17 protein-coding genes are annotated in these 18,010 nt (G+C 37.3%); 5 read left to right on the top strand and 12 right to left on the bottom strand.

Annotated elements, in window-relative coordinates; all coding sequences use genetic code 11:
* Window positions 1-167: 167 nt before the first annotated feature.
* From QM491_RS04800 to QM491_RS04785, 4 genes are all read right to left on the bottom strand, one after another.
* Window positions 168-839 (bottom strand): MgtC/SapB family protein, encoded by a 672-nt coding sequence (locus tag QM491_RS04800; RefSeq protein WP_283326116.1) that lies wholly within the window; start codon window positions 837-839, stop codon window positions 168-170.
* Between the two features lie 206 nt (window positions 840-1,045).
* Window positions 1,046-1,444 carry an ExbD/TolR family protein gene (locus tag QM491_RS04795; RefSeq protein WP_283326114.1) on the bottom strand — a complete coding sequence of 133 codons (399 nt, stop codon included), beginning with the start codon at window positions 1,442-1,444 and terminating at the stop codon, window positions 1,046-1,048.
* 25 nt (window positions 1,445-1,469) lie between these two features.
* Window positions 1,470-2,183: a MotA/TolQ/ExbB proton channel family protein gene (locus QM491_RS04790; RefSeq protein ID WP_283326113.1), complete on the bottom strand. Its 714-nt coding sequence runs from the start codon at window positions 2,181-2,183 to the stop codon at window positions 1,470-1,472.
* A 360-nt stretch (window positions 2,184-2,543) separates the two neighbouring features.
* Window positions 2,544-3,473: a Ppx/GppA phosphatase family protein gene (locus QM491_RS04785; protein ID WP_283326111.1), complete on the bottom strand. Its 930-nt coding sequence runs from the start codon at window positions 3,471-3,473 to the stop codon at window positions 2,544-2,546.
* Between QM491_RS04785 and QM491_RS04780 the strand changes: the two genes are divergently transcribed.
* The 3 genes from QM491_RS04780 (at window position 3,472) to QM491_RS04770 (ending at window position 6,860) form a co-directional block, all read left to right on the top strand.
* Window positions 3,472-4,599 carry an NAD-dependent epimerase/dehydratase family protein gene (locus QM491_RS04780; RefSeq protein ID WP_283326109.1) on the top strand — a complete coding sequence of 376 codons (1,128 nt, stop codon included), beginning with the start codon at window positions 3,472-3,474 and terminating at the stop codon, window positions 4,597-4,599. The genes QM491_RS04785 and QM491_RS04780 overlap by 2 nt on opposite strands.
* Window positions 4,600-4,676: 77 nt before the next feature.
* A complete protein-coding gene (locus tag QM491_RS04775; protein ID WP_283326108.1) occupies window positions 4,677-5,129 on the top strand; it encodes a DinB family protein in 453 nt (150 codons plus the stop codon).
* 327 nt (window positions 5,130-5,456) lie between these two features.
* On the top strand, window positions 5,457-6,860 hold the full coding sequence (locus QM491_RS04770) for a tetratricopeptide repeat protein (RefSeq protein WP_283326107.1): 1,404 nt from the start codon (window positions 5,457-5,459) through the stop codon (window positions 6,858-6,860).
* Between the two features lie 319 nt (window positions 6,861-7,179).
* Here QM491_RS04770 and QM491_RS04765 read toward each other — a convergent pair whose 3' ends face one another.
* The 8 genes from QM491_RS04765 to QM491_RS04730 form a co-directional block, all read right to left on the bottom strand.
* On the bottom strand, window positions 7,180-7,593 hold the full coding sequence (locus tag QM491_RS04765; RefSeq protein ID WP_166551799.1) for a BrxA/BrxB family bacilliredoxin: 414 nt from the start codon (window positions 7,591-7,593) through the stop codon (window positions 7,180-7,182).
* 99 nt (window positions 7,594-7,692) lie between these two features.
* Window positions 7,693-8,004: a DUF59 domain-containing protein gene (locus QM491_RS04760; protein WP_095160368.1), complete on the bottom strand. Its 312-nt coding sequence runs from the start codon at window positions 8,002-8,004 to the stop codon at window positions 7,693-7,695.
* Window positions 8,005-8,068: 64 nt separating this feature from the next.
* The gene (locus QM491_RS04755; RefSeq protein ID WP_166551801.1) at window positions 8,069-8,485 is read right to left on the bottom strand and encodes a SufE family protein; all 417 of its coding nucleotides are present in this window, start codon (window positions 8,483-8,485) and stop codon (window positions 8,069-8,071) included.
* A gap of 98 nt (window positions 8,486-8,583) precedes the next feature.
* Window positions 8,584-9,816, bottom strand: coding sequence for a cysteine desulfurase (locus QM491_RS04750; RefSeq protein ID WP_283326104.1), 1,233 nt, complete (start codon window positions 9,814-9,816; stop codon window positions 8,584-8,586).
* Between the two features lie 5 nt (window positions 9,817-9,821).
* Window positions 9,822-10,256 (bottom strand): GNAT family N-acetyltransferase, encoded by a 435-nt coding sequence (locus QM491_RS04745; protein WP_283326103.1) that lies wholly within the window; start codon window positions 10,254-10,256, stop codon window positions 9,822-9,824.
* Between the two features lie 326 nt (window positions 10,257-10,582).
* Window positions 10,583-11,899 carry a Fe-S cluster assembly protein SufD gene (gene sufD, locus QM491_RS04740; protein WP_283326101.1) on the bottom strand — a complete coding sequence of 439 codons (1,317 nt, stop codon included), beginning with the start codon at window positions 11,897-11,899 and terminating at the stop codon, window positions 10,583-10,585.
* A 76-nt stretch (window positions 11,900-11,975) separates the two neighbouring features.
* Window positions 11,976-12,743 carry a Fe-S cluster assembly ATPase SufC gene (gene sufC / locus QM491_RS04735; protein ID WP_095160363.1) on the bottom strand — a complete coding sequence of 256 codons (768 nt, stop codon included), beginning with the start codon at window positions 12,741-12,743 and terminating at the stop codon, window positions 11,976-11,978.
* A 440-nt stretch (window positions 12,744-13,183) separates the two neighbouring features.
* On the bottom strand, window positions 13,184-14,818 hold the full coding sequence (locus QM491_RS04730) for a CotH kinase family protein (RefSeq protein ID WP_283326099.1): 1,635 nt from the start codon (window positions 14,816-14,818) through the stop codon (window positions 13,184-13,186).
* Window positions 14,819-15,078: 260 nt separating this feature from the next.
* Between QM491_RS04730 and QM491_RS04725 the strand changes: the two genes are divergently transcribed.
* The gene (locus tag QM491_RS04725; protein WP_283326098.1) at window positions 15,079-16,443 is read left to right on the top strand and encodes an SWIM zinc finger family protein; all 1,365 of its coding nucleotides are present in this window, start codon (window positions 15,079-15,081) and stop codon (window positions 16,441-16,443) included.
* A 24-nt stretch (window positions 16,444-16,467) separates the two neighbouring features.
* Window positions 16,468-18,000: a DUF5691 domain-containing protein gene (locus QM491_RS04720; RefSeq protein ID WP_283326097.1), complete on the top strand. Its 1,533-nt coding sequence runs from the start codon at window positions 16,468-16,470 to the stop codon at window positions 17,998-18,000.
* Window positions 18,001-18,010: the final 10 nt, after the last annotated feature.

Below are 18,010 nucleotides of genomic sequence, written 5' to 3'. Positions count from 1 at the left end.
AATTTTACCCGCTTTAAGCTCTAGGCTTTATGCGGTAGGCTAAAAGTTAAATAGTATTTCTCATGAAGTAATAGAAACTTTTTTGCCTAATGCCTACGGCTTACAGCCTAAAGCGTTTTAATGCAATTTTATTTTGCATTAATACTTGCCTATGGAATAGCCTTTCTTCAAAACTCTAACTCTATCACATGAGGCTCTGCAATAAGCTTCTTAGCTAATCGCTCATGTTTAGAGGTTTTGCCTCGTACCGACCAAAAACAAGTAATAGTATCTTCTTTATAAATTTGCTTACCTTTTTTAGCTTGCATGTTAAATTGTCTGAAAATTTCATCCATTTTCAAAAAGCCTTCATCACCTTTTTTAACGACGATTTTATAATTACGAGTTTCGCCATACTTGTGAATCCAACGTTCCAATATGATAAAAAACTGTAAAATCATAAACACCATAATAGCTCCAAAAAAGGAAAGCAAAATATGTCCATCGCCAATAGCCATCCCCAACGATGCCGTAACCCAAATAATTGCAGCAGTAGTTAAGCCTTTTACCCGATCGTCAACTTTGAAGATGATCCCTGCTCCTAAAAAACCTACTCCAGTTACGATATTAGCAGAAATTCTATCTGGAGAAGCACCCATTCCTACTTTTTCTGAGAGAATCGTAAAGATAGTAGACCCAATCGCAATAAGTGTAAAAGTCCGTAATCCTGCGGATTTGCTATGGTACTCTCGTTCGCCCCCAATGATTGCACCCACTAAGGCCGAAGCAATGAGCTTCACCAAATCTTCATTATGAACAATATGGTTCCAGAGAATTTCCCAATCACCCATCAAAAACATACGTATATTTTATTTATTGATTTTATTTCAAAAGAAAACAACAGCAAAGACATATAGAAACAACGTAAGCTAATCATTCTGCAGATTAGCCTAAGAACTAAGGTAGAATCTCTTCTAAGCTTTTGTAGGTGTGAAATTAATAGATATTTTCAAGGCAAAAAAAATAGCCGTCACTTTCGTAACGGCTATTTTACGAGTAATTATCCTTATTGCTTTTCGGTAGCCATAACCAGTGCCAAATTTAACTTGGCAACTACATCATAAATCTTGGCTAATTCCTGTACAGTACGGTCCTTTGAAATACGTAAAACTACTGTTTCAGAATTCTTAGCTTTAGCTTGTTCAGCCAAATAAGTCTCAAGCTGTTCAACAGGCACAGGATTATCATCTACAAAATATTGGTCTTGCTCGTCTACAGTCAAACGAATATTCTCTTTAGTAGCCGTTTGTTCTGCCGAGCTTGATTCTGGCAAAAGAAGCTTAATAGCATCTGGGCTTGCCAAGGTTGATATCATCAAGAAAAACATCATCAAGAAGAACAGGATATCCGCCAAGGCTCCTGTTTCTACTTCAGATTGTTCTCTAGCTCTTTTTCTAATATTCATATTTACTTCAAATTAGAGAGCTCTATTACTTAGAAGCTGGTTTGTGAAGAATATCCAAGAAGTCAATAGCTGTAACTTCCATTTTATTTACAGTACGGTCAATCATCGTTGTCAAGATGGTATAAAAGAAATACGCAATGATACCCACCATCAAACCTGTTGCCGAAGTCACCATTTTTTCATAAATACCACTCGCAATCGTACTAATGTCGATTTTGTTGGCTACCGAAATATTGTGGAAAGTACGAATCATACCCGAAACTGTACCCAAGAAACCAAACATTGGAGCAATTTTGGCAATAGCAGACAAAATACCTAAGTTTTTCTCCATGTTGTAAATCTCAACACGAGCCGAATTTTCAATGGCATTTTCGATGTCACGCATAGGTGAGCCAATACGATTCAAGCCTTTTTCTAACAAGCGAGCAATCGGGAAAGGTGACGTTTTACAGTAGTTAATTGCTCCTTGGATATTACCAGCAAAAAGCATTTCCTTGATTGAAAACAAAAATGTATTGTCCAATCTTGATGTTTTACTGATATATCTGTATCTCTCGATAAACAAGAAAAGAGCAATAAAGAACAAAACAAAAATAGGAACCATTACCCATCCTCCTTTTTCCAAAAGGCCAAATAAGTTTAAATCTTCTCCCACTTTGGTAACAGTTGTTACGGTAGTCGATGTTGTGTCGGGTTCAAAAGTAGTTGTCTGTAATAAGATACTTAGAAGAGTAGTCATAAGTTTTTACAGGTAAAAGCGTATTTCCTCAATTGAAAAATACTGCTATTTTGATTTGTAGGAAATTGATTAATTATTGAGTTACCTTGGTTGAAAATTATTGCGATTGTCGCACGAGTACTTACTTGTACAAACTAAATTTTCAACAAGTTTAACGAAAAATTTTAAGTAATATGATATAATTCAGCCAAAAAAAAGCCAGTTGCTGTACTGTAGGGTATGAGGTTACATATACAAGTACGACGCACAAAATCCTTTATCCTACTAAAATAGTACAGAAAAATGACTTAATGTTTACCGTTTGATAAAAATGAAAAAACGACTCAATAATTTATTTGTAGTATTCAAGTAGTTTGTAATCTACTGATTTAGCAATTTGGCCAAAACACCTTCTTTTAAAGCATAAGTCGAAACCTTAATTTGCTGAATATCATATCTTTTCAAAATGAAATCTATTAAGCAAACACCCACTACAATCATATCTACACGTAACTCTATCATCCCTGGAATTTGCATTCGTTTTTCTCTATCTTGAGACACTAAGGCTAAAAAAGATGTTTTGAATGATTCCATTGGTAGCTCAAAACTCACTTGCTCGCGGGGCGGCCAATCGCCATGAAGTTGGTGCCAGTACATATCCACTAATGTCTCAAATGACCCTGCCGAGCCAATGATACATTCGGGAGCATATTGGTGAACAGCATTGGTCAATGGCAAAAGGGCATCTTCCAAATAATCACGCATTAAGCCTACCGAGCGGGGTGAAATGGGATCGGTATTCATAAATTGGTCCATCAAACGCTGACCACCTATTTCAAAACTTTGTTTCCAATACACCTTGGTTGCATCACAAATAATAAACTCGACACTACCTCCGCCAATATCGATAATCATCGATGGTGTTCGTCCGATTTGCGTTCCTAGCCTAACTCCTTCATAAATCAAACCTGCTTCTTCATCGCCCGAAATGACTTGGATACTAATGCCTGTGACCTCTGCAATTTTGTCACAAAAATCCTGACCATTAGACGCATTCCGTACCGCACTGGTAGCCATTGCTTTTACGTTAGCAAGTGTTACTCCTTCTTTTTCTAAAATAGTTTTAAAATAATTTAACCCTATAATAGCACGTTCTATTCCTTCTTGGGTGATGATGCCTTTCGAAATACCACCCTGTCCAATTTTGGCAGCATAACTATCTTCATGAATAATCTGAAAATCTTGTCCTTCTTGTTCAACTACCAAAAGTTGAAAAGTATTTGTTCCTAAATCAATAATTGCTTTTTTCATGTTTGCTATCGCTGTTTTCCCATCAGAGAGAATTACAAAGAAACAGGATTCTTCTCCTACAAACGAACTTTCACCGAAAAACTTCGTGTTCTTTGTCTGTAAAAAACTCTTAGGTTATCTTTACAGTATGGTATTAATAACAGGTATTACAGGATTAGTTGGAAGCTTTGTTGCCAAGCAATTTTTGGACAAAGGACACCAAGTGGCAGGACTTCGCCGAGCCAGTAGTGATTTGTCGCTGGTGGCTGATATTCAAGCTCAAATTCATTGGATTGAGGGAGATGTTCTGGATGTTTTGTCATTAGAAAAAGCTTTAGTAGGTATCGATATCGTTGTGCATGCCGCAGCAGTGGTTTCTTTTGCTCCTAAAGATGCAGAACTGATGAACAAAGTCAACATTGAAGGTACTGCCAATGTGGTTAATGCTTGTTTGGATGCTGCTGTTCACAAAATGTGCTTTATTAGCTCTGTAGCTGCTTTGGGGCGCAAATTGCCTCAAGAATATGTACAGGGACAGCAAGTAATACTCAACGAAAAATCTACTTGGGAAGAAGACCCGCTCAATTCTACCTACGCCAAAAGCAAGTATCTGGCCGAAATGGAAGTGTGGCGTGGCGTGGCAGAAGGGCTCAATGCTGTGATTGTGAATCCATCAGTCATTTTGGGCGAGGCCGACTGGAACAAAAGTTCAACACAACTTTTTAAATATGCCGCTGGCGAACCTACTTATTACCCCAAAGGCACAATCAACTATATCGATATCTTAGACCTTTCAGCATGTGTTTATCAATTAGCCACTTCTGATATTGCTGGCGAAAGATTTATTTTGAATGCAGGCGTTATTCCATACCAAAATTTCTTCGCACAAATTGCAAATGCTTTGGGCAAAAAAGCGCCAAATAAAATTGTTTCAGAAACCATGTCAGAAATACTTTGGAGAATCGAAGCAATCAGAAGTTGGTTTACAGGAAGTACACCCATTTTGACCAAAGAAACGGCTCGCTCTTCCAAGTTCAATTTTTATTTTGATAATGCCAAAATCAAAAAACAACTTAATTGTGACTTCAGAAGTTTTGAGGAAACTATTGCTAGAGTGACTCAAAATTTATCAAAGAAGCAGCTCTAATCAAAAAAATATCTGTTTATCATCCATTGAAGTTGCCTATTTTTTGAACCATTTCCTCAAGAATCAAGTCCCGAACCATGAACGTAATACCCAATTTGATACAACTATTTGAGCGAGATTTACAAAAACTCAAAGCTGAAATTGTCCAATATTCTGAGGAAGAAAATATCTGGACAATTGTTCCTGAAATCAATAACTCCGCAGGGAATTTGGTTCTTCATTTAGTAGGCAATTTGAATACCTACATCGGTGCAGAAATCGGTAAAACTGGATATATAAGAAACCGCCCTTTGGAGTTTTCTCAGACAGGTTTGTCCAAAAAAGAGCTCGTCGGCAAAATCAGTGACACACTCGACGTGATAAAAGAAAGTCTCAATACTCTACCAGAAGAGGCTTTGGAGGAAATATATCCTCAATTAGTGTTCGAACAAAAAACATCAACAGGCTATTTATTGATTCATCTTACCACTCACCTTACCTATCACCTCGGTCAAATCAACTATCACCGTCGTTTGTTAGATAAGGCGTAAATAAGACTAATTACTCTTGCCATTATTCATATACTAATCAACTTTCAATCAAACAATTAAGTAGAGAAACAGGACAACAAAAACCAGATTCATATTAGAAAAATACAAAACTATTTCGAGCTATTTAAGACAGGTTTTCGGCAGCAATCTCGTTTGCGATTTTGAAAATAAAATCTTATCTTAGCAATAAGTCGTTTTGTAAAAAATAATTGAGGAAGATTGTTCCCCTATTAATAACCTCTTGCAATTTCTAGCTTTGAGAAATTGTTAGATTCAAAAACGTTATTTCACCTCGTATTAATTGTATCTTATCCAATTAGAACCATTATGGAACAAGACTTTGAAGACCGTCATGAAGATGTTCTCCAATCGGTAAAACGTTTTGAATCTATGTTAAAACGTGCCGAGAGCTCTTTTTTCGACTTAGATACTTTTGAGCAAATTGTAGAGCATTATATGGAGGAAGGAAAATTCGAAGAGGCTTCTCAAGCTTGCGAAATCGCACTTGAGCAATATCCTTATTCGGTTGAGTTGATGCTATGTAAAGCCGAACTCAGTTCCAGCCTTGGTGAGTATGATGAAGCCCTAGAAATTTTGGCTCGTGCCGAGTTATTCAATCCATCCGACAACGATATTACTTTTTTAAAAGGAACTATTTACAGTCTCAAAGGCGACTATCAAGCTGCCATTGAAATCCTGACTGAAACCCTCGAAAATGCAGAGGATAAAGATGAAGTGTATTATCATATTGGCTTGGCGTACCAGAGTTGGGAGCGCCATCACAATGCGGTAGCGGCTTTCAAACAGGCTATTGAAGTAAATCCTAATAACGAAAATGCGCTGTATGAGCTTGCCAATAGCTTAGAAATAACTGGTAAGCTAGAAGAAAGCCTTCCTTACTACGAAAGCTTTATTGACAATGACCCTTATTCTCAGAATGCTTGGTATAATATCGGTATTGCCTATTCTAAGTTAGGGCGATTTGAAGAGGCAGCCAATGCCTACGAATATGCCGTAGCAATTCAGGACGATTTTGCTTCTGCTTATTTCAATTTGGGAAATGCCTACATGAATTTAGTCAATTGGAATAAAGCTGAAGAATGTTATCGTTATTGTTTAGAGCATGAAGAAAAAAGCCCAGAGGTGTATTGCTGCCTTGGAGCAAGTATCGAGCGACAAGAACGCTTTGATGAAGCAATGCACTATTACAAAGAGTCTATTAAATTAGACCCTCTTTGGGATGATGGCTATTTTGGCGTGGGTATTTGTTTGTGCGAGAAAAAGAAATGGTTTGAAGCCATTCATTTTCTTAAAAAAGCACTTGAGCTCAACAAACACAATACTTATTATTGGTTGGCATTGGCAGACGCCGAAGCCAATTTGGGAAGTTTAGTATCTGCTTTAGAAGCTTACCAAAAAGCTGCTGAGTTAGACCCACAAAATACCGAAGCTTGGATTAAATGGTCGGTATTGAATCATGAACAAGGCAATTATGACGATGCCGCCAACTTGATGTTGAGTGCTATCGACGAATTACCAGAAGAATCAGAATTGTATTATCGAGCTTCGATTTATTTGATTAAGGCAGGAAAATATAGAGAGGCTTTTAATTACTTGGAAACAGGACTGATTCTAAACTTTGATGGTCATGAAATTATGTTTGAATATTTCAAAAATTTAGAAACTCAAAAAGCGATTTATCGAATTATTGAGCAATATCAGAAAAAGTAAAATTCTTTTGCTGGGTATGTTGAAAATTTTAATTTGGCATTTGCTGAAAAAACAAAATTTCCACTCGACACTCCTTACTTTTCTTCACTGGGCGTGCCCGTCTAACACAAGAAAAGTAACCGCAGCGGCGGCCGCAAAAGAAAGTCAAGAAATCCTAATCGGAGTGGCGACCCACCTCGCCTACGGCTCAAACAATAGGATTTCATAAGTGTCAATGCAAACCTTTTCACTTTTAATGGCTTATAATATTTAAACATGCTCTCAACAAAAAATCCCCAAAGTCAGACTTTGGGGATTTTTTATTTTGGCTAATCACCTATTAACAAAACTCTTCGAATACCATTTCAAGGTGTGCAGCAATCATTTCAGCCGAACGACCTTCGATATGGTGACGCTCAACAAAATGAACTAAATCACCATCTTTGAAAAGCGCAATTGATGGAGATGATGGAGCGTAAGGCAATGAGTACTCACGTACTTTAGCCGTAGCATCTTGGTCAACACCTGCGAAAACTGTGTACAAATGATCTGGTTTTTTAGCAGCATTCCAAACTGCTTCTTTCACGCCTGGACGAGCAGTACGAGCAGAACAACCACAAACTGAGTTGATAAACACTAACGTAGTGCCTTTTTCTGTCATTACTGAATCTACTTCACCTGCTGATTTCAATTCTTTGAAACCACCTTCTACGATATCAGCTCTCATTGGAGCCACTAAATGTTCTGGATACATAATTACTTATAAACAAATTTAAAAATTTGGAATTTCTTTAATACAAAAGTAGTTAAGCAATGATTTATAGGCTTATAGCCTATTGCCCAAAGCCATCGACTACATAAACCCTAACTCAAGCTTTGCCACTTCTGACATCATATCTTGTGAATATGGTGGATCAAAAGTAAGCTCAACACTTACGTCAGAAACACCCTCAATTTCTCTAACTTTTTGCTCGATTTCAACAGGAATTTGCTCTGCTGATGGGCAAGAAGGCGACGTCAAAGTCATGAGAATGTAGATGTTGTTTACGGGAAAAACCTTAATGTCATAAATCAACCCCAACTCATATACATCTACAGGAATTTCGGGGTCATATACCTTTTTAAGCGCCCCAATAACTTCTTCTTTTAATTCTTCCTCAGTCATTGTTTTGTAAAAAACTTGTTAAGTGGTTTATAAAAAGATAGTCTATTTCTTTAATATCTTTTTCTTACACTAATTGATAAGCGATAGCGTAATTTTTCATTTGCTTTACCATCGATACCAAACCATTTGAACGTGTTTGAGCTAAATGCTGACTCATACCGATTTGGTCAATGAAATAAAGTTCTGACTCTGCGATTTCTTTAGGAGAATGACCCGACAACACTCTAATCAACATACTCACTAATCCTTTTACAATTACTGCTTCAGAATCAGCTTCAAATACCAAGTTTTCGCCATCTTTATGAGCATTTAACCACACTCTACTTTGGCACCCCTTGATAATATTATCTTCTGTTTTTTGGTCTTCGGGCAAGCCTTTCAGCTTTTTTCCCATGTCAATAATATACTCGTATTTATCTGCCCAATCATCAAATAAAGCAAACTCTTCGATAATTTCGTCTTGTATCTCGTTGATTGTCATTGATTTTTATTTCATTTAGTGACTTGTGAATGTGTGGTTAGTAAATTTGAAAAAACTAAATCATTCACACATTTATTCACTTTCTCAAACTCGTAATATTAAGCAAGCATTTTCTTCACACGGTGAAGTCCTGCGATTAAACGATCTACTTCCTCAATTGTATTATAAACCGCAAAAGAGGCTCTTGTAGTTCCAAGAATATTAAAACGTTTCATCAAAGGTTGTGTACAGTGGTGACCTGTACGTACAGCAACCCCCAAATTATCCAACAAAACACCTATATCTTGTGGGTGAATACCTTCAATCACAAAACTAGCAACCGAAACTTTATTTTTAGCCTCACCAATCATTCTTAAACCTTCGATTTGTAATAATTGCTCGGTAGCGTATTGTAAAAGCATATCTTCATGAGCCGCAATTTTATCACGACCAATAGAATCCATATACTCTAAGGCTGCTTTGAGCGCTACTACATCAGCGATATTGGGCGTTCCTGCTTCGAATTTGTAAGGAAGTTCGTTATAAGTAGTTTTTTCGAAAGTTACTTCTTTAATCATCTCACCGCCACCCATATATGGAGGCATAGCTTCTAGTAAAGCTTTTTTGCCATACAAAGCCCCAACACCTGTTGGTCCATACAATTTATGTGCAGAAAACGCATAAAAATCTGCGTCTAAATCTTGTACATCAATGTCTAAGTGAGAAGTTGCCTGCGCACCGTCTATCATCACTACCGCTCCTACTGCATGCGCTTTGGCTATAATTTCTTTTATTGGGTTAATTGTTCCCAAAGCATTTGACACATGGTTTACTGATACTAATTTTACTTTTTCAGAAAGCAATTGGTCATACACCTCCATATCCAACTCACCACGGTCATTTACAGGAATAACTTTTAACGTGATTCCTTTCTCCTCGCAAAGCATTTGCCAAGGTACAATATTAGAGTGGTGCTCAAGTCCTGAGATAATAATTTCGTCACCTTCTTTGATAAATTTACGTCCGTAAGTACTAGCTACTAGGTTGATACCATTGGTAGTACCAGAGGTAAAGATAATTTCTTCGGTCGAAGCGGCTCCCAAAAATTTACGTACTGCTTCACGCGTAGCTTCAAAATCACGCGTAGCGCGTTCGGCCAAAGTGTGAATCCCACGGTGAATATTGGCATTATCAAATTCGTAATAATGCTTAAGCGCATTGATAACAGCAATAGGCTTTTGAGTTGTGGCCGCATTATCAAAATACACTAATTTTTTCCCATTGATTTCTTGATCTAGTACAGGAAAATCTGCTCTGATTTTTTGAATATCTACAATTTCGGTGAGTGTCATGGCAGTTACGTGTTTTTGGGAAGTTCTACAATAAAATGGTGACTAGCAATTCTGAATTTCTTTTGAAGATACAAACGATGTGCATCGTGTCGCTGGTGACCCGAATCGAGGTGAATGGCATCACAGCCTAATTTGATAGCAAATTGTTTGACAAAATCTAAGAGTTGACTGGCACGACCTTTTCCACGGGCTTGGGGCAATGTACTGAGGTCATCGATATAGATAATTTTGCCAGCATAAAACAGATTCATACATCGGAATCCTACAGCTGACCAAATTTCTTGATTCGGTTCTTCGACAAAAGCGATTTGATAGGACTCCTTTTGCATTTGCTCATACATTTCCACAAAACGCTCTATGGTAAGATGTGGCCGTAGCTCGTGTATTACAGGAAAGCATCGAAGCAAATCTTCATGTGATTGAACCAGTTTGATTTGCATAGTACCTGAGTAAGTAGGAGTTATGAATTAGTGCTGAATGATGAGTTGTGAATTGTGAATGTAAAATTTTAATTATCAATATCTTACATTTTCAATTGATTAAATCATATTTGGCATGATTACTTTTTAAGTAACTAATAACCAATCACTTGTCTCATAAGCACATTAATTTTGTATCACTACTAAAAACAAATGCGTCGGGTAATAAATAAGTTGTGAATTGTGAGTGTAGAGTTATGAATTGGTTATCAAAATTTCAATTCATAATTCAACACTTATAACTACTTAATACCCGACACAGTTTTGATTTTTCTATAAGATAAATCTTACGCTTGATATATTTTTTCAACAATAAGTCCTTCCAAGTATTCTTTAATAGCTGGAATTTCCATTTTGTCGATTACTTCTTGCGCAAATGCTAACATCAACAAAGCACGAGCAGAATCTTTAGAGATACCACGCGCTTGCATATAAAACAAAGCATCATCGTTTAATTGACCAGTTGTTGTTCCGTGTGAACACTTCACATCATCTGCCCAAATTTCCAACTGAGGCTTTGTATTCATCGTCGCATCGTTTGAAATCAACACATTTTTGCAAGACTGGAATGCATTTGTTTTCTGTGCATCTTGTCTTACATAAATTTTACCGTTGAATACCCCTGTTGACTTATCTTTCAAGATACCTTTATATAATTCGTTTGAGTTCGAATTAGGTTTGGCATGGTCAACAGCTGTGTGGTTATCTACGTGTTGTTTTCCGTTTGGAATGTACAAACCAAACATGTTAGCTTCAGCGTACTCACCATCAATTTTGATATTGAGGTTGTTACGCACAAAACCACCATTGGCTGTCACTGTATTTGCAGTAAATACCGAACGACCTTCTTGATAAACAGCAGTAGTACCGATGTTATAAGATTGGTCTGTTTCGTTTTGTACTTTATAGTAGTGTACGTTTGCTTCTTCTGCTACGTAAACTTCGGTAACAGCATTGGTAAACGATACATTTTCACCAAAAGAGCGAAACGCTTCAGCTACTTTCACTTCAGCACGTTTGCCAGCTACAATCAAGTTACGTGGTTGTGCAGCTACGTTGGTTTCGCGAGCATCAGCAATAAAACGCAAGATGATAGGTTGTTCTACTACTTTTTTCTCTGGTACATAAATAAATACACCATTTTTAGCAAAAGCAGTATTTACAGCTGTAAAAGCATTGTCGGCAGAATCGGCATATTGGTTGAAATATTTTTCAATCACATCAGCATGCGACTTGATAGCCTCCGCTAATGGAAGAATTACCACCTCGTCTGTAGGGCTTACAATGGTACTTAAAGATTCGTTGTAAACACCGTTGATAAAATACAAAATATTGCCATCCAAGTTTGGAATAGCCATTTGCTCTACATCAGCAGCACTAAAGTCGGAAGGGGCATTAAACGCAAACGATTGGCTTACCAAGTTTTTTACGTTAGAATACTTCCATTCTTCATGCTTGATTGTTGGGAAACCCAATTGATCGAAGGTTTGCAAAGCCTGCTGACGTACCAAATGAATCGGGCTTTTGGCCTCGCCATTCATTTTGCCCTCAGCATCTTTAAAGTCAGCAATTAATTGTGCCTTCAAATCAGTATTACTATTCATTTTGTTCGATGATTTGATAATTGGTAGATTGTTACAGTACTACCTTTGAGTAAAACGCCTCAAAGATTACCGAAAATTAAGCGCTTACTTCAGCAGCGTCAACTTCAGCTTTAATCCAATCGTAACCTCTTTCTTCAAGTTCAAGCGCTAATTCTTTTGTACCTGATTTTACGATTCTACCTTTATATAATACGTGTACGTAGTCTGGAACGATATAATCCAACAAACGTTGGTAGTGAGTTACTACGATAGTTGCGTTGTCTGGTGATTTCAATTTGTTTACACCTTCAGCTACAATACGAAGTGCATCGATATCCAAACCTGAGTCAGTTTCGTCAAGGATTGCCAACTTTGGCTCTAATACTGCCATTTGGAAAATCTCATTACGTTTTTTCTCACCACCAGAGAAACCTTCGTTCAACGCGCGGTTCAACAAAGACTGGTCGATATTTACGTAAGACATTTTTTGCTTGAACATTTTCAAAAACTGAACTGCATCCAATGGTTCTTCGCCACGGTACTTTCTGATTTCGTTTACAGCAGTTTTCAAAAAGTTAGTTGTCGAAACACCTGGGATTTCGACAGGATATTGAAATGCAAGGAAGATACCTTCAGCAGCACGTTCTTCTGGAGCCAAATCCAAAAGGTCTTTGCCAAAGAAATCTACCGAACCTCCTGTAACTTCATAATCTTCGCGACCTGCCAAAACAGAAGCTAAAGTACTTTTACCTGAACCGTTTGGTCCCATGATAGCGTGAACTTCACCAGCTTTAACTTCTAAGTTGATTCCTTTCAGAATTTCTTTTTCACCAATTTTGGCTTGTAAGTTATTTATCTTTAACATTTTCTTGGTAGTGATATTTGACCTATGACAAACGTTGTAGGATTGGCCTCCTCAATCAAAACTTACTGATTATCATTTGAAAGTACACTTTCATCTGTCAGGAGACAACACCTATTTAATTTAGGCACAAAATTAATTATTGGATTTTTCAAATACTATACTTTATTTAGAACAACTCTAAACAAATTGAAAAAGTTTATATTTATCCACATTTTTCTTAAAAAAAATGACGAAAGTCAGTGATTTTTTTTCTGGAATTTTTAAGACTGACATCGGGAGGGCGTGAGCGACACTGGGACAGTGACTCCAAGGGGCAAAGGGACAGAGTTACAAAGGCACAAAGTGAATGAGTCAAACTTTGTGCCTTTGTAACTCTATGTCTGTTCACTCTACCACTAAAAAAACACTCCATGCCTAATGCCTCCTTGCCTATCTCCTATTTACTGAACCACCACTTTTATCCTATCCACAGGTATTCCACCGATACGATAGTCGAGGATATAAATTCCTTGGGGAAGTAGTTTATTGAATGGTACTTGATATTCGCCTACAGATTGATTTTCGTTGACTACTTCATGTACTTTTTTTCCTGACAAATCGTAAAGATTAATTTCTACATGACCTTTTAATAATACTTCATATTTGACCTGACTTTGAGAAGATATAGGGTTGGGAAAAATAGTTAAACTCTGTTTAGGCTCAAAAAAGGCTTCTGTTCCAAGTACAAGCGACTTACTTTGAAATTGTCCATCCAGCCATAAACATCTCGAGCGAATCCAATCTTTCATAAAATTTAATTCATCTTGAAAAGTTGTTCCAACGTAATAGTTAGGCCATACTTTTGTTCCTAAAACTCCTGGCCATCTTTTAAAATTACGTGCTACCGCAGGAGCAATAATCATAGCCGTTGAGTCGACCCATTGATTGATACGGTCGGTGGATAAAATAGATTTTCGAAGTTCTCCCCAACGAGTAGAAGCTTTGGTTCTAAAATCTTCATCTTGCACGAGTTTTGACCACCAAAAAGGAGACAAATAAATGTCGCCCGTTGGAGATGCCAATGCGTTGATTTGATATTGCCAACCTGTAGTTTTGTATCCTTCATAATAATCAGCATTGCCATAGGCTAAGTTGTAGTCCCAAGCTGGTCCCATTTTTAGGCGAGCATCTTTACTATCTTTATCCTTGTAGAAATACGTACTGAGTCGATAACCATCAATATTTTTGGTTAGCTCCGTCAAGATAAAATAGTCTACAAAAGAATCCATATCTATCATATTGCGCCAAGCAGCGTCTTTGTCAAGCGCAGTATTGGCATAAAGTTCTTTTTCAAAAGTCGTCATCCAGCCTTTGATATAGGTCAATTGTTTGGAGGTTAAATCGGCATACTTGGGATATTCTACCTGAAAAAGTACACTTGGTGTCCCAATCGTATTTTTCCAAGACCAAGCAGGCGAACCATTAACCTTATCAATTTTAAGGATATACCCGCCCGTGAGTGCATCGCCAGTACTATCGGTGGTTTTGATGCTAGAAATATTGACTCTATTTTTATCTCTTTTGATTTTTTCCATGACCAAATACAACCCATCATAACGACCATTCAAGGTAATTTCACAATAACGAGTACGCGTGGCATATCTACCCATACGATTCGAAATATCATAGGTCAAAGCATCTCGCATAAAGGTTTTATCATTGTAGCTGGCATTGAGTACCCAGTCAGATTCTTCGGGCATTCCTAGAAAAGCTATTTTCTGACTTTTTCCTGTTGTGTCTGCCCAAAGTTCAAAGCCATAAGGTTTTTTAGGAAAAAAGTCTTTGGAGGTCGACCCTCTTAATTCTATTCCCAAATATCCATCGTAACCTGTAGGCGTATCGTTGGGAGTATTTACTCGTCCGTTGCCATTATTAATGAGTTGTAATGTGCCCAAAATTTTAGGCTCATCGGGGATGATTGCGCCATTTTTCGTCGTAATTTTCAGGATAGGTAAATTAGATTGGTCAAGGGTTTGTGCAATAACAAAATGATGACATAATATACCAATGAAGGTTAGAAGGAATAATTTTTTCATAGTTTGGATAGAATAGTTATCCACAAATATAGTCAATATTTTAGCCGAATAGTGATAATCTATCCTGTAGCATCTATTATCTATTAAATATATTTTTAGCAGAATAAAGTCAGTTTTTTTAGGCAAAAAATCGTTTATTTCTGCATCAAAACCACTTTTTTTATTTTTTCAAAAATAAAAGATGACAAAAGGTTTGTATTTAACTAAAAAAACAAGCTAAATTTAAAACCGAACTTTTACCCTAGTGTTGAACTTTATCTATGAACTATTTAACTGACGAGCAAGTTGCTCAACTTGCTCCAGACGCTTCTTCTTTAAAAGCAGGACGAGACTTATCACATGAACCCAAATGGCTCAATTTTCAATCCAATGAACGAGTATTGTGGGGAGAAGTCCAAGGGAGTGGTAAAAATCCCTATCAAACTCAAATTGACTTAACCAACACCGCCTTCAAATGCTCATGTCCGAGTCGCAAATTTCCTTGTAAACATGGTTTGGGTTTGTTGTTTTTAGTTGCCAAAAAAAATGGCGAAATCCCGCAAATTACCGAAGAACCTTTATGGGTAAGCGAATGGATTAATAAGCGAAGCGCCAAAGTCAACAAGCCCGAACCTGAAGTGGAGGTGGAATCGCTCGAAACATTATCGGAACAAGCCGAAAAGCAAGCTCAAGCAAAAGCCAAACGTCAGGAAGAACGCTATCTTAAAGTTCAAAATGGTATAGCTGAGTTAGAGCTTTGGCTCAAGGATTTGGCACAAGCGGGGCTTTTGGCTTTACCACAAAAAGGGTATGCTTATTTTGAGCGTATGGCAGCCCGTTTGGTTGACTCTCAGGCCACAGGACTAGCGGGATTGGCGAAGGCATTTAACAAATTAGACTATTTTAAGAATGATGAATGGCAAAAATCTGCCTTGGAATTGATGTCCAAAATATATTTGCTCATAGAGTCATTCAAGCACCTCGAACAACTGCCTCCACTTATTCAGGAAGAAGTCAAATCAAGAATAGGTTGGAATATACAAACCAAAGATTTGTTGGAACGAGATGATGTCGAATCACTCAAAGACCATTGGTTGGTAGCAGGTAGACAAACTACGATTGAAGAAGATATTACTATACAAAAAAACTGGCTATACGGTCTCAAAAGCAAAAAAAATGCGTTGGTATTAAACTTTTCGTTTAAAGGAGTGGGCATCGAAACACCTATTTTACCTGGCACTATTGCTCATGCCAATCTGATTTTTTATCCAAGTCATACGCCACTGAGAGCCTCCATCAAAAATTACATTTCAACTATTGATTATCTTCCCGAACCTATAACTGGGCTCAATTCATGGGATGAAGTACATGAAAAAGCAGTAGAGGTTTTGGCACAAAATCCGTGGACAGATATCTTTCCCATACTTATTGAACAAGTCCATCTTGTATTCAACCAAGGAAAATATTACTTACAAGATACTACACAAACCATTGTTCCACTAAGTTCAGCGGTGAGTCAGGAACAAATTTGGAAACTATTGGCACTTACGGGTGGTCACTCAGTGTCGCTTATGGTGCTGTATCATTTCGATTCGGTTACTCCTTTGGGAATCATCAACAACTTTGCATATCACTTATTGGACTAAGCTCAAAATCGCCAACATTCAACCATGTACTGGAATCACCTCAAAAAAACAGCCCTTTTAGGTACTGCCAAAATGCCTTTGCATCTTGAGTTATTACCCGAACCCATTCAAAAAACACTTGTTAAAACCAACACTAAAGATACAGAGGAAATATTCTTAAAAGCCTCTGCCATGACACTGCTCTATGAAAAAGCAGGAGTACGTCATGAAAAAGTAGTACTTCCTAATCAGACTTTTACCGAAACCGAAACGTTAGCGTATTGTTCCAAAAATATTCATGCCATCTGGCAAGGCTTCTTGAATGAAGCTAAGCCAAATGAGTATTTGGTAGCCTATTTAATTCAACTATGTACACAAAATCAGTGGATCATACGCGATAACCTGATTGTTCCTTTATTGAACAAGTTTTTTTCAAGATTTAAAGTGAAACTATATCCTATTTTAGGAAAAAGAGGACTTTGGCTTACCCAGTTCAACCCAAACTGGCAGGATACTATTTTAACAGATAACGTATGGACGGAGGGTAAACCCTCTGCTCGAAAACTATATTTCAGTAAGCTCCGAAAAGAAAAACCACAAGAAGCATTAGCACTTCTACAAGCTTCATGGAGTTCGGAAACGGGCAGAGACCGTAAAGATTTTTTAATGGAATTTTTCCATAATCTGTCTAGCCATGATCTTGATTTTCTCGAAAATATTCTTGTTGAATTACGCCAAATCAAAAATCCAAAAACAATTATTATCGAGACGATTCGAATCGTCAATCGTTTGAAACTTGGGATTTATGGCAGTGATGAAACAAATCAGATTGCTCAATATATGGCGGAGGTTCTTCCTAAATACACCGAGCCTAACTTAATAACCAAACCTGTTAATTCAGCATTTTGGGAAGAAACCCAAATAAGAGATATAATCGGAATCGAATCACTGAGTCCATACAAAAGGGTTTCGGATGAACTGTATTGGTTGTCGGAAATCCTAACCTTTTTGCATCCTCAATATATCATTGACTATTTTGGCCATGATATGCAAACGCTCACACAAAAGTTGGTAACCACACCAGATGGACTTTTATTAAATGTTTTTGCTCAAAACATGAAGCTTGCCACGCCTGAGCAAATTTATACTTTCCTTTCGCACTGCGACTATTCCAAATGCCCTTGGCTTTCGTTGGTGCCATATCTTGGGGTTGAGCAACAGGAACAAATCTTGATGAAAAGTGATGCTATAGATCTTGTATCACTCAAAGAGTTTGTTTTGTCAAATCCAGAACAAGAGTTTTCTGTCAAATTTTCCAACTATGTGTTATCAATTTTAGCTTCGGTTATTATTCATCCTCAAAATCATTACGCCTTGAGCTATGAACATGATTTGATGAATGCGCTAGGGAGATGCTTATCAACGAAGATTTTGAAATATTTAGACATACCTCACGAAAAGCTACAAACTGAAATACATAAGAATTTGTGGACACATTATGTCGTGTCTCCGTTGAAAACTTCCTTATATTTCAAAGAAATGATTCAAGCAGAAATAGGTAATAGCACTGTTGTATAACTGATAAAGT

Origin of the sequence: Flectobacillus longus (genome assembly GCF_030056705.1) — a bacterium.
GTDB classification, from domain to species: Bacteria; Bacteroidota; Bacteroidia; order Cytophagales; family Spirosomataceae; genus Flectobacillus; species Flectobacillus longus.
The sequence above is the reverse complement of the archived record's forward strand: the minus strand, read 5'-3'. Positions and strand labels throughout refer to the sequence as shown.